This is a genomic window from Parafrankia sp. Ea1.12 (assembly GCF_900465275.1).
GTDB lineage: Bacteria > Actinomycetota > Actinomycetes > Frankiales > Frankiaceae > Parafrankia > Parafrankia soli.
On record NZ_UBIZ01000338.1, the window covers coordinates 1 to 11,905 of the forward strand.

General features: G+C 70.1%; 11 protein-coding genes and 2 pseudogenes. 9 read left to right on the forward strand and 4 right to left on the reverse strand.

Annotated features, from left to right (window positions below; all coding sequences use genetic code 11):
* The 7 genes and pseudogenes from FMEAI12_RS18555 to FMEAI12_RS18585 form a co-directional block, all read left to right on the forward strand.
* Window positions 1-127, forward strand: a pseudogene (locus FMEAI12_RS18555) (DUF2252 family protein); the annotation flags it as partial.
* A 284-nt stretch (window positions 128-411) separates the two neighbouring features.
* On the forward strand, window positions 412-795 hold the full coding sequence (locus FMEAI12_RS18560) for an SHOCT domain-containing protein (RefSeq protein WP_112107011.1): 384 nt from the start codon (window positions 412-414) through the stop codon (window positions 793-795).
* Between the two features lie 19 nt (window positions 796-814).
* Window positions 815-1,018 carry a hypothetical protein gene (locus FMEAI12_RS18565; RefSeq protein ID WP_112107012.1) on the forward strand — a complete coding sequence of 68 codons (204 nt, stop codon included), beginning with the start codon at window positions 815-817 and terminating at the stop codon, window positions 1,016-1,018.
* A 422-nt stretch (window positions 1,019-1,440) separates the two neighbouring features.
* The gene (locus FMEAI12_RS18570) at window positions 1,441-2,385 is read left to right on the forward strand and encodes an ABC transporter permease (RefSeq protein ID WP_112107013.1); all 945 of its coding nucleotides are present in this window, start codon (window positions 1,441-1,443) and stop codon (window positions 2,383-2,385) included.
* 83 nt (window positions 2,386-2,468) lie between these two features.
* Window positions 2,469-3,153, forward strand: a pseudogene (locus tag FMEAI12_RS18575) (ABC transporter ATP-binding protein).
* A 174-nt stretch (window positions 3,154-3,327) separates the two neighbouring features.
* On the forward strand, window positions 3,328-4,047 hold the full coding sequence (locus FMEAI12_RS18580; protein WP_235014174.1) for an ABC transporter substrate-binding protein: 720 nt from the start codon (window positions 3,328-3,330) through the stop codon (window positions 4,045-4,047).
* A gap of 103 nt (window positions 4,048-4,150) precedes the next feature.
* Complete coding sequence (locus tag FMEAI12_RS18585) at window positions 4,151-5,101, forward strand: TauD/TfdA family dioxygenase (RefSeq protein ID WP_112107015.1); 951 nt, start codon at window positions 4,151-4,153, stop codon at window positions 5,099-5,101.
* A 329-nt stretch (window positions 5,102-5,430) separates the two neighbouring features.
* Here FMEAI12_RS18585 and FMEAI12_RS18595 read toward each other — a convergent pair whose 3' ends face one another.
* Window positions 5,431-6,126 (reverse strand): hypothetical protein, encoded by a 696-nt coding sequence (locus FMEAI12_RS18595; protein ID WP_112107016.1) that lies wholly within the window; start codon window positions 6,124-6,126, stop codon window positions 5,431-5,433.
* A 98-nt stretch (window positions 6,127-6,224) separates the two neighbouring features.
* A complete protein-coding gene (locus FMEAI12_RS18600) occupies window positions 6,225-7,094 on the reverse strand; it encodes a Fic family protein (RefSeq protein WP_112107017.1) in 870 nt (289 codons plus the stop codon).
* Window positions 7,095-7,347: 253 nt separating this feature from the next.
* On the opposite strand from FMEAI12_RS18600, the gene FMEAI12_RS18605 reads away from it, so the two are divergent.
* Window positions 7,348-8,430, forward strand: coding sequence for an LLM class flavin-dependent oxidoreductase (locus FMEAI12_RS18605; protein ID WP_112107018.1), 1,083 nt, complete (start codon window positions 7,348-7,350; stop codon window positions 8,428-8,430).
* 26 nt (window positions 8,431-8,456) lie between these two features.
* Here FMEAI12_RS18605 and FMEAI12_RS18610 read toward each other — a convergent pair whose 3' ends face one another.
* Both FMEAI12_RS18610 and FMEAI12_RS18615 read right to left on the reverse strand, forming a co-directional pair.
* Window positions 8,457-9,035, reverse strand: a complete 579-nt coding sequence (locus FMEAI12_RS18610) for a flavin reductase family protein (RefSeq protein WP_112107019.1) — start codon at window positions 9,033-9,035, stop codon at window positions 8,457-8,459.
* Between the two features lie 81 nt (window positions 9,036-9,116).
* On the reverse strand, window positions 9,117-10,541 hold the full coding sequence (locus tag FMEAI12_RS18615; RefSeq protein WP_112107020.1) for an LLM class flavin-dependent oxidoreductase: 1,425 nt from the start codon (window positions 10,539-10,541) through the stop codon (window positions 9,117-9,119).
* A 457-nt stretch (window positions 10,542-10,998) separates the two neighbouring features.
* Here FMEAI12_RS18615 and FMEAI12_RS18620 point away from each other — a divergent pair, with 457 nt between their 5' ends.
* Complete coding sequence (locus tag FMEAI12_RS18620; protein WP_112107021.1) at window positions 10,999-11,901, forward strand: LysR family transcriptional regulator; 903 nt, start codon at window positions 10,999-11,001, stop codon at window positions 11,899-11,901.
* The last annotated feature ends 4 nt before the right edge of the window (window positions 11,902-11,905 follow it).

Below are 11,905 nucleotides of genomic sequence, written 5' to 3' on the forward strand. Positions count from 1 at the left end.
GATCGACGTCCAGCTCTGCGGCGACGCGCACCTGCTCAACTTCCGTCTGCTCGCGTCGCCTGAGCGTCACCTGGTGTTCGACATCAACGACTTCGACGAGACGCTTCCCGGCCCGTGGGAGTGGGACCGGACCAGAACGAACGTGATTTCGCGGCGCTCGCCGAGGCCGCGCGGTCCGGACGGATCAGTACGGCAGGTCAACGAGCGGGGCCGGGGACCCGTCGGCATCGACCGTCCCCGGCCCCAGTGGCCCGGGTGAAGGCCGGCAGACCGCGAATGTCGTCGGCGGTCGGACCACGCGGGGGTGCCGGCGCGCTGTCAGGGACGACCGAGGGCGGGCGCCGAAACCGCGCGGCGGACCCGTGAGACGTCGTTGACGATCGTTGTTGACGCGCGCAAGGGGGCTCCGTAATGGATTATCCACTTCTGTCAGTATTCTGGACGATGCTGCTCTTCTTCGGGTTTGTCCTGTGGCTGTACCTGCTCTTCATCGTCGTATCGGATGTTTTTCGTAGTCGCGACCTCTCCGGCTGGGCGAAGGCCGGTTGGTTGGCGGCGGTAATCATCATTCCACTGCTGGGTGTCCTGGCATACACCATATTCCGTGGCGATTCAATGGGTGAGCGGGCGTTTGAGGACGCGCAGCGGCAGCATGCCTTGCATCAGGCATTTCGGCCGTCCGCGGTGCAGTCTCAGGGGGTTGCCGATGAGATGGCGAAGCTGGTCGCTCTCCGGAGGAACGGTGAGATCAGCGAGGAGGAGTTCCAGCAGGCGAAGTCGCGGGTCCTGGCCTGAGCGTGCTACGGATCTGTGAGTGTGTCGCTGCGGCGTCTGGCGCAACCTAGTCGGGCCCGGCACCAGCGCCCCGGCCGCGCCGGGGATCGCCCGCGTCCCGGACGAGTCGACGTTCCGCCGGGTCTTCGCCCTGCTCGACGCGGCCGCGCTGGATGAGGCTTCGACCACGACCATGCGGTCGTCCTCGGCCAGCTTGGCAGAGGTTCCGGGCTTTATCTACTAAATTGGTAGACATAGTTCTGGCCTGCCGGTACCGTCCCTGACATGAGCGGTCATGCAATCTTGGTCGACCGCCCGCACGTCGACTACGGGCGGGTAGCCAGCGCCCTCTGTCGACGCTGCCGCTGAGCCTGCCGCTCACTCCACGAAAGTCTCCTCGCTGATCGTCCGAACTTGCTCGTCTGACAGTTCCGACGTCGCGCACTCGTAGCTGTGCCATGCCACCAGCGCAACCGAACATCCCACCTGCGGCGGCGCCGGGCGGCTGGCCGGTCCCGCCTGGCAAACGCTCCGATGTGCGAGTTCGCCCTGACGGTCAGTCCTCCCGTCTGACACCGATTCCCGGCTGGGTGACGGCAAGGACGTCAGAGGGGACGGACGCGCTCGAACCACGTCACAGAATCAGCGCAGCAACGGAAGGCTGACATGTCACCACCCGACGCGTCGGACCTGCTCGTCGAGGCGGCGTCCCGGCAGGCGGTGCCCCCACCCGCGGTGACGTCCCGGCAGAAGGACGAATCCCCGCCAGCCTCGGACCCGCCGGGGGAGAGGGCCCGGCCCATGCCCGCCGTCGAGACGCTGTCCGGGGCCGGACTGCGGCAGCGGCGCAGCCTGCCCCGGCCGATCCGTCGGCTGTTCGGCCCCGTCCTGCTGTTGACGATCTGGCAGGTCGGCTCGGTCGTCGGTTACATCCCCGAAGACACGATCGCGGCTCCGAGCGCGGTGGCCGGCACCGGTTGGGACATGATCGTCGATGGTTCGCTGCCGGAGGCGCTGGCGGTCTCGTTGCGCCGGGTCGGCTACGGGCTGGTCCTCGGCGGGCTCGCGGGGCTGGTCCTCGGCCTGCTCTCCGGCCTGTTCCGGCTCGGCGAGGATCTCATCGACGCGCCCATGCAGATGCTGCGCACCGTTCCGTTCCTCGGCCTCATCCCGCTGCTCATCATCTGGTTCGGGATCGGCGAGGCCCCGAAGATCGCACTGGTGACGCTGGCGGTCGCCTTCCCGCTCTACCTGAACACCTACGCGGCCATCCGTGACGTCGACGAACGCCTGGTGGAAGCCGCCGGCACACTCGGGCTCAACCGCTGGCAGCTGGTCTGGCACGTCGTGCTGCCGGGATCACTGCCGGGCATGCTGGTCGGGCTGCGCTACGCCCTCGGGTTCTCCTGGCTGGCGCTGGTCATCGGTGAGCAGGTGAACGCCGACCAGGGCATCGGCTACCTGATGATGAACGCCCGCGAGTTCCTGCAGACCGACGTGATCGTGGTCTGTCTCGTCGTGTACAGCCTGCTCGGGCTTCTGACCGACGTCGTCGTCCGCCTGCTGGAAAAGGGGGCGCTGTCGTGGCGGCGCGGATTCTCGGGGCAGTGAAAGAAACCGCGGCGAACGAGAACACCGGGAATAAGAACACCACGGAGGAGAACGCCAGGCGTGGCGCCGTCACCGTACGAGGCCTGCGCCGGGTGTTCACCGATCCGGCCGTCGGAGAGAAGGCCGTCCTCGACGGGCTCGACCTGACGGTGGCCCCCGGCGAGTTCGTCGCGCTGCTCGGTCGTAGCGGCTGTGGCAAGAGCACACTGCTGCGCGTTCTGGCCGGCATCGACCGCGAGGTCGAGGGCGATGTGGTCGTCCCGACCAGACGCTCCGTCGCCTTCCAGGAGCCACGACTGTTGCCGTGGAAAAAGGTGTGGCGCAACGTCGCGCTCGGCCTCACCGGACCCGACGTGCGCCTGCGATCCCTGGCCGCGCTCGCCGAAGTGGGCCTCGACCACCGGACCGACGCCTGGCCGCTGACGCTGTCGGGTGGGGAGGCGCAGCGCGCCGCGCTGGCCCGCGCGCTGGTGCGCTCGCCGGACCTGCTGCTGCTCGACGAGCCCTGCGCCTCGCTGGACGCGCTCACCCGGCTGCGGATGCAGGCGCTGATCGTGGACCTGTGGCAGGCGGCACGGCCCGGCTGTCGTGCTGGTCACGCACGACGTGGAGGAGGCACTGCTGCTGGCCGATCGTGTCCTCGTGATGGCCGACGGCGGGATCGCCCAGGACGTCCCGGTCGAGGTCGACCGGCCTCGCCGGCTCGACGACCCCGAAGTCGGACGGCTGCGCACCCAGCTGCTCGGCCTGCTGGGGGTTCCGGTGTGACCTCGGCCGGCGCCCGCGCTGTTCCCGGCTCTCCCGCCGACGTCCCGAGAGACAGACAGACCGGCCGACGGGCCGGCCGACGGACCGAAACCGAAGGAGAACCACCCGTGTCCACCCTCGTCCGCCGCCGCCCGCGGTGGGTCGTCGTCCCGCTGGCCGCGGCGCTCGCCTTCGGTGCCGCCTGCTCGTCGAACGGCGACACCACCACCCCGGACACCGCGGCGGGCCCCGTCGATCAGGACCGTCTCGGACCTGCGGGGCAGGAAGGTCGCCGTCGCCAAGGGCTCGTCAGCGAACCACCACCTGCTCGCCGCACTGGACAAGGAAGGCCTGACCTTCGGCGACATCGACCCGGCCTACCTGCAGCCGCCGGACGCGCTGGCGGCGTTCAACAACGGCAGCGTGGACGCGTGGGCGATCTGGGACCCCTACACCGCCATCGCCGAGCAGAACCTCGGCGCCCGGGTGCTGGTGAACGGCGAGGGCGGCCTCAGCACCGGCCTGACCTTCCTGGCCGCCCGCCCGGAGGCGGTGGCCGACCCCGGCAGGCACGCCGCGATCGCGGATTTCCTGGCCCGACTGCGTAAGGCCTACACCTGGACGACCGAGAACCCGGACGCGTGGGCGCAGGCGTGGGCCACCGAGACCGGTCTGACGACCGAGATCGCCAAGGTGGCGCTGGGCCGCGAGAACCGGGTCTGGATCCCGCTCGACGACGACGTCGCCAAGCGGCTGCAGGTGGTGGCGGATGCCTTCACCGACGCCGAGCTGATCCCCCGCGAGGTGGTGGTGGCCGACTTCGTCACCGACGAGTTCAACGACGCGGTCCCGGCGTCGGTCACTCCCTCAGCGGTGGCGTCGTCGTCCGTTCCGGCAACGCCGGCCAAATCGTGACCATCCACCCGCACTGGTTCCCGCCCGCCTCGCGCCCCGGGTTCTCCGAGCCGCCGCCCCTGATCCCGTCGGCCCGCAACTCCTCCCGGAAGGAAGCCGCACCATGACCAGCCCGGCCGTTGTGGACGTCGACCTCGACGTCACCCCCCTGACTCTCCGCATCGGCGCTCGCGTCGACGGTGTCCGCCTGTCCGGCGATCTCGACGCCGCGACCGTGGCGGCGCTGCGCCAGGCGCTGCTGAAGCACAAGGTGCTGTTCTTCCGGGGGCAGCATCACCTGGACCCCGACAGCCAGATCGCCTTCACCCGCACGTTGGGGGAGCTCACGCTGGCGCACCCGACGCAGACGTCGCTGGCCGGCTACCCGATCATCCACGAGCTGGACGCCTCCAAGGGCGGCCGGGCGGGCGCCTGGCACACCGACGTGACGTTCGTCGTCAACCCACCGGCGATCTCGGTGCTCCGGGGCGTGGAGATCCCGCCGACCGGCGGCGACACGGTCTGGGGCAACACCGCCACCGCCCTGACCGACCTCCCGCTCGAGCTCCAGGCGCTCGCCGAGAGCCTGCGGGTCTTCCACACCAACCAGCATGACTACGGCCTGCGTCGGCAGGACCTCGAAGGGCTGCCGGAGGAGTTCATCGCGAAGTTCGAGGAGTTCCGCTCCATCGAGTTCGAGGCGGAGCACCCCGTCGTCCGGGTCCACCCCGAGACAGGCGAACGCGCCCTGGTGCTCGGCGGATTCGTCAAGCAGCTCAAGGGAGTCTCGCAAACCCAGTCGGCACTGCTGCTGAACATCTTCGCCGAGGTCGTCAGCCGGCCCGAGAACCAGGTTCGCTGGCACTGGAACACCGGCGACGTCGCGATCTGGGACAACCGGGCGACCCAGCACTACGCCGTCAACGACTACACGACCGAGCCCCGAATCGTGCACCGCGTGACGGTGGCGGGCGACCTCCCGGTCGGTACCGACGGCCGGCCGAGTGTCGTCCGAGCCGGTGACTCGTCGGCCTACTCGCCGATCGCCGGTGCGCCCGACGCGCCTCGGCCCTGACCCCGCCTGTGGGCCGGTGTCAGCCGGGCACCGAAGCGGCGGCGAGTTCGCGGACGACCTCGGCGAACCCGGCCACGAGCGGGTCGGAGGCGCTGTTCACCCAGGCGAGGGCGACCCGTAGCGGCTCGACGTCTAGTTCGGGGCGACACAGCCCAGCAGTCGGCCGTCGCCGTCGAAGTACCCGGCCAGGAGGGGCAGGCGCGTGTCGCCAGGCCAGACCTCGGCCTGCCTGGACGCTACGCCCGCCTGCCATGGTGGGGAGATCGAGCTTGATCAGAACCCGCCGGGCAGATGGGGGTATCGACAGGCGCCTGCCACCTGTACAGCCTTCAGTTCTGCGTCGGTGCCTCCGGCTGGAGCCCCGGCTTGGTGGCGGTGATGCCAATGCACTCCCGAAGGATGCCGACGTTGAAGTCCGCGCCCGGATCGTTGACCGGGTGGTTGTTGACTTCCGTGATGTGTCCCACCTCGTGGAGCAGGGCGACGACCCGGAGCTCGTCGAGTGTCGGCTCCTGATCGAGCTGATACGTCCCGAAGATCGACCGCAGTGTCGACGCCGAGCTCTCATAGAAACTGGGGAAAAGTGTGATGACTCCCTTCTGTCCGCCCGGGAACACCACAGCATTCGCATCGTAGGTCGCGACAGTGTTCGGGACCTGCATGTCCGGAACAGGTGAACTGATGATGACGGCGTTGCGTAGTGCGTCCCTGGCCTGAGACCCCTCGAGTTCGGAGATGTGCCCGTTACAGCTATCGAAGGAGTCCAGGACGTACTGTGCCCTGTCCCGGACAGTGCGGAAGATCTCGGCGCGGGTGCGCTGTACCGGCGTCGGGGGCGGGGGCGGCGGGTTCTGCACCGGCACGAACTGCGGGTTCGGGTCGATGAAGCCGCCGGACCCGATGATCTCCCAGATGAACTGCTGGAGACAGTCGTCACTGGTATCCCAGACCGCGAACGCGCTCAGGTTGCAGGACACAGCCTCGGCCGGCGCCGGAACGGCGACGGCCTGGACCGCGCCGAGCATTGCGGTAGCCGCCGTCATCACAGCGAAGGAACGCCGTAGCCGCGCTCCGCGGCGTGGGCGAGCTTCCTCTCCGGTCGGTGCAGACGCCCGTCTGATCCTCATGGACGATGGCCTTCCTTTCGAAACGGTTCGGTGGAGGTGGGAGCGAGGGCGGCGGCATGGCCGCTGCGGCCGGCTGCCGGCGCGAGGACATCGGTCGCCGCGGTCGAGCACCGCAGTACCGAATCGGCGAAGAAGGCGCACCACCGGTCCACGTCCCCGGCGCGGTACGCCGCGTGCGCCGCCCGGTAGGCCGCCGCGTTAGCCAGGAAGTACAGACCCATCGGGGCCAACAGATCGCGGACCAGCCCGCGCCGGCGGGGCATCACCTGCAGCAGCCAGCGGCCCAGGCGGCCGTTGCCGTCCGTGAACGGGTGAATCAGGACGAGCTGTGCGTAGCCGATGGCGACCTGCGCCACCGGGCACAGGTCCTCCCGGTCCAGAAAGGCCGCCAGGTCGGCGAGCAGCCGGTCGAGTTCCTCGACCGGCGGCGGGACGAACTGCGCCCGAGCGGGCGTGGGCACACCGCCGATCCAGACGACACCGGTCCGCACGGTGCCCCCGCCGGGCGCGACGGCCCGGTGGGCGCGCCGCAGTTCGTCGGGGCCGATCCGGCGGGCGGTCACGGCGTCCGCGCAGGCCCGAGTGAATCGACGGAGCTGCTCGTCACCGACATGCCCGGGCGCCACCACGCGTCCAGCGGCCAGTGCGGCAATCTGCCGCGACGACAGGCATTCCACCCCGAGCAGCGCCCGGACGCGGGCACGTGTCCCCGCTCGGCCCGCCACAGCGTCCAGCAGCCGCATCCCGTCCGCGGCCGCGGTCAGCGTCGGCGCGCCGACCAAGTCGCCGACGAGTGCCGGAACAAGCATGTCGTACCGGGTGCCGTCCTTCCACACCCGGGTGACCCGCCGTTCGATACCTGCCATGCACACAATTCGCGCCGGGTGCGCCGCCGGATCACATCAGTTCGAGTTCCGGGCGGTGGGCCGGCCGGCGGCGCCGGAAGCGGTCCTTCGAGGGCTACGGCGATCACGCGCAAACGACCTCGCCGCATCACCCGGTCGCTGAGTTACCTCGACCGCTGAACCGACAGGACTGGCCGGTCTAAAGTTGACAGCGGCGTCGCGGAGTTGGCAGCGGGTGTGATTCCTCGCTTGATCCCGGTGGAGGCCGTCGGTCGTGAAGTTCCTGGCCAGCACGTTGGTACCCAAACAGAGCACCGGCGCCGGGCGTCCACCGCTCAGTCAGCGCGACCGGTTCCGTGAGGTCGTGGACCTTGCCCTGTGGGCCGAGCGGATCGGCTACGACGCCTTCGGAGTCGGGGAGCGGCACAACCCGGCCCTGTTGTCCTCGTCGCCGGCGGTGATCCTGTCGCACATCGCGGCGCGGACGACCCGGATTCGCCTGGTCACCACCGTCGCCGTGCTGTCCCTGACGGATCCCGTCCGGGCGGCCGAGGATTACGCGACCCTCGACCATCTCAGCGACGGCCGCCTCGATCTGATCATCGGCAAGGGCGGCGATCCGGTCGCACCGGGTGTCTTCGACGTCGCCGACGCCGATCTGTGGGACCGCCTGGAGGAGGGCTACGAACTGGTCCGCCGGCTGTGGCGGGAGGAGAACGTCACCTGGGAGGGCCGCTTCCGCCCGAAGCTGACCAACGCGACCATCGAGCCCCACCCGTTGCAGCGGCCGGCTCCCCGCGTGTGGCACGGCTCGGCCACCAGTCCCCGCTCCACCGAGCTCGCCGCACGCTGGGGTGATCCGCTGTACTCGGCCAACGGACTGCGCAGGGTCGACCACTATCTGGATCTCGTTCGCCACTACCGGGAGCGGCTCGCCTTCCACGGCCACGAGCCCGACACCGCCTTGGTCGCGGTCGGCGTGCACTCACCGATCATCACCGACCGCTCCCAGGACGCACTGGCGATCACCCGGCCCGCCTACGAGGTCTCGGTCCGCGAGCACTTCGGTGACCGGGCCGCCTTCCCGTTCGACTCCCTGGAAGATTTTCTGCAGAACGGATCGGCGCTGGTGGGAACGGCTGAGCAAATAGCCGAGAAGCTCATGGGCCTGCAGCAGAAGTTCGGCAATCAGGTCTTCGGGGTCGGCGTGGAGGGCTTCTTCTCCACCTACACGAACGAGCTGGGCTCGACCCGCGACCACCTCGAGCGTTTCTTCGCCGAGGTGGCCCCGATCCTACGGTCGGAGATCCCCAGCACGATCTGGGAGACAGGGCCGGTCGCCGCCCAGCCGGTGTAGCTTCCGGACCTGGCCACCCACGGCGTTCACCTGCTGGTGATCCCGCGCGCCCAGCGTTCGAGCCTGCGGAACTGGCTGGCGTGGAACACCAGTGGGCTGATGTCGTGGTCGGCGTCCAGGTCGTGCACGCGCAGCACGACGATGTCGTGGTCGCCGGCGCGTACCTGCTGGTCGATGCTGGTTTCGATCCAGGCGCTGGCCCCGTCCAGCAGAACGGCCCCGTCGTCGGTCACCCGCCAGCGCAGCTCGGCGAAGCGGTCGCCCTGCCTGCCCGCGAGCTGACGGGCCGCCCGTTCCTGCTCGGCGCTGAGGATGCTCAGCCCGAGCCGCGGCGCGGCGCGCAGCGCGGGCCAGGTGCTGGACGTGTGGCCGATGCACAGCGAGACCAGCGGCGGGTCCAGGGAGACCGAGGTGAACGAGCTTGCCGCGATCCCCACCGGCACATCCTCGACCAGCGCCGCCACCGCCGCCACGCCCGAGGGGAAGGCCCCGAAGACGTTCCGCAGCCGCCCGGGATCGAAGATCTGCGTCGCGGCCCGTCCGGCGGTCGGCACGTCGCCGAGGACACCGCGGTGCGGCGGGGGAGCGGTGCGGTGGTAGGTCATGGGATCACACTCCTGCCCCTTCGGGGAACGCGCCGCCGACGGCACCGCCGCGCGGGACGCCGGTGCCGTCGCGGCCTGGACTCAGGAAATAAGTGCCGGCTCCGTGGCCGCGGCGGCCGTCGCGGCCACGGAGCCGGTGCCGAGGACGGGCGCGGTGTCGACAGCGGAGTGCTGCTGCTGGCGGCGGGCCGCGGTGTGCCGGTTCTCCGGGATGGGCAGGCCGAGGTTGCCGCGCAGCGTCGTGGACTCGTACTCGCTGCGGGCGATGCCCCGTTCACGCAGGAGCGGCAGCACCTGGTCGACGAACTGGGCGAACTCGCTGGGCACCGTCACCATGATGTTGATGCCGTCGAAGCCGCCGTTCTCGAACCAGCGCTCGATCTCGTTCGCGACGGTGCGCGGTGAGCCCACGAACGGCGAGCGGAACGCCTCGAGCTGGTGTTCGACCACCTGGCGCAGCGTGAAGTTGTTCTCCCGGGCCAGCTTCTTGATCCCGTCCGCCTGGGTCCGGAAGCTGAGCGCGCCCGCGTCGCCGACCTCGGGGAACGGCGCGTCCAGGTCGTACTGCGAGAAGTCGTGCCAGCCGAAGGGACGGCCGAGTTCGGCCAGCGCCCGCTCGAAGCTCTTCGCGCCGAGGGCCGCGTCCTCCTTGGCACGGGCCTCCTCGTCGGTGTCGGCGATGATCGGGAAGATGCCCGGGATGACGAGCAGCTGCTCGGGGTTGCGCCCCTTGGCTGCCGCGCGCGCCCGCAGCTCGCTGCGGAACGCCTGCGCCTGCTCGAGGGTCTGGGCGTGGCTGAAGATCGCGTCGGCGATGCTCGCCCCCAGGTCGCGGCCCTCTTCCGAATCACCCGCCTGGAAGATCACCGGCTGGCCCTGGGGGGTGCGCTCGAGGTTGAGCGGCCCGACCACAGAGAAGTACTCGCCCTTGTGGTTCAGCGCGTGCTGGCGGTCGCGGTCGAAGAAGACGCCGCGGTCCTTGTCCCGGGGGAAGGCGTCGGCCTCGTAGGAGTCCCACAGCCCCTGCGCGATCCGGACGTGCTCGTGCGCCCGCCCGTACCGCGTGGCGTAGTCGTAGTGCTCGTCGCGGCTGTAGTTGCCCGCGGTCCCGGCGTCACCGCTGGTGACGACGTTCCAGCCGGCCCGGCCGCCGCTGATGTGGTCGAGCGAGGCGAGCCGGCGGGCGACGTTGAACGGCTCGTTGTAGGAGGTGGTGATCGTCCCCACCAGGCCGATGTGGCTGGTGTGCACGGCGACCGCGGACAGCAGCGTCAGGGGCTCGAGCCGGCTGAGGTAGTGGTTTGGCGAGTCCGGGGTGATGAACTGGCTGTCCACGATGAAGATGTGGTCGAACTTCGCGGCCTCCGCCTGCTGCGCGCGGGCGATGTACCAGCGGATGTCCACGCTGGCGTTGCCCGGGATCTCGGGGCTGAGCCAGGTGTTGTGCTGCCCGGGGCCGCCGACCCCGAAGAGGACGGCACCCAGCTTGAGCGTGCGAGCGGACATCGGTGGAACCTTCCTGATGATCGCGCGACGAGCGCGTGGGGGTGGCCCCGTCCACCGGATCGCGCCGGATCCGGTATGACGGGCGCGCCGGTGGGACGGGAGGGGATCTGAACGGGATGTGCCGCCTCGTCCTCCGGTCGGCGCCTCGCACGGACTGGTCAGGTCAGATCGGCGACGGTGCGGATCGATGGTGACGCAGGGCAACCGGGAGTCGGTCCTCGGCCCGATCGGGTCGGCGGACGGATCGGGTCAGCGACAGCGGGTGGCCTGACTGCGTGCATGGTCCAACCAGCGACGACACGTGAGCAGCACGGTGGTCGACTGGGCCATGCCGATCAGCATGCGGGGTGCCTGACCGGATGTCCAACGACGCTTCGCGATGGAGACCCATCACGACTCGTGATGATTTTCTATTATCCCGATGAACATAAAGAGTTTGACAAGTAGCGTGTGTGGCATGCGCCGGACTCTGGACATCGCGCCGCTGCGCAGCTTCGTGGCTGTCGCGGACTGTGGCGGTTTCCAGCGGGCCGCGACGGCACTGCATCTCAGCCAGGCGGCGGTGAGCCAGCACGTGCGCCGCCTCGAATCCGCCACCGGACGGGTCCTGGTCGAGCGCCAGGGGCGTGGATCCCAGCTCACCCGGGACGGCGAGCAACTGCTCGGCCAGGCCCGGCGGATCCTGAGCCTGCACGACGAGACCCTGCACGGCTTCGGCCTGGAGGAGATCGAGGAGACCGTGCTCATCGGCTCGACCGAGCACGGCGCGGCCCAACTGTTGCCGGTCCTCGCCGCGGTCCTGGGGCAGTCGCTGCCGCAGCACCGCGTCCGGTTCCGCATCGACCGGGGCACCACGCTGCGCGAAGGGCTCGAGGCCGGCCGGATCGACCTGGCGTTGCTGATCGGCCCGGCCGACGACCCGCGCACGTGGCCGGTCGGCGAGCTGGAGCTGACCTGGTACTCCGCCCCGGCCTGGCGGCGGCCGGCGGCGGCGCAGCCGATCTCGGTGGTGGCCTTCGACCAGCCCTGCGCGCTGCGGTCCCGGGCCCTGGAGACGCTGTCGCTGCACGCGGTCGAGACGGTGATCGGCGCGGAGGCCATGCAGCTCGCCGGTGTGCAGGCGGCGGTCGGGGCCGGTCTGGGGATCGCGTTGATGGCGACCTTCGGTCAGACCCCCGAGGGCCTCGTCGCCCGCGACGACCTGCCCAGGCCGGCCCCGCTGCCGCTGGCCCTCTGGGCCAGGCAGGGCCTTCCCGCGGAGACCTCGCAGCGCGTCGCGGAGGCACTGCGGCAGGTGCTCGCGCAGCTGCCGGCCGCGCAGCGGAACGCCACGCATCTCGAACTCGCCACAGGAGCCTGACGGG

Coding starts and splice junctions, on each gene's coding strand:
- FMEAI12_RS18585 (WP_112107015.1), top strand. CDS start 4,151: ATGACCAGCCCGGCCGTTGTGGACGTCGACCTCGACGTCACCCCCCTG.
- FMEAI12_RS18615 (WP_112107020.1), bottom strand. CDS start 10,541: ATGTCCGCTCGCACGCTCAAGCTGGGTGCCGTCCTCTTCGGGGTCGGC.
- FMEAI12_RS18600 (WP_112107017.1), bottom strand. CDS start 7,094: ATGGCAGGTATCGAACGGCGGGTCACCCGGGTGTGGAAGGACGGCACC.
- FMEAI12_RS18570 (WP_112107013.1), top strand. CDS start 1,441: ATGTCACCACCCGACGCGTCGGACCTGCTCGTCGAGGCGGCGTCCCGG.
- FMEAI12_RS18610 (WP_112107019.1), bottom strand. CDS start 9,035: ATGACCTACCACCGCACCGCTCCCCCGCCGCACCGCGGTGTCCTCGGC.
- FMEAI12_RS18620 (WP_112107021.1), top strand. CDS start 10,999: ATGCGCCGGACTCTGGACATCGCGCCGCTGCGCAGCTTCGTGGCTGTC.
- FMEAI12_RS18560 (WP_112107011.1), top strand. CDS start 412: ATGGATTATCCACTTCTGTCAGTATTCTGGACGATGCTGCTCTTCTTC.
- FMEAI12_RS18595 (WP_112107016.1), bottom strand. CDS start 6,126: ATGCTCGGCGCGGTCCAGGCCGTCGCCGTTCCGGCGCCGGCCGAGGCT.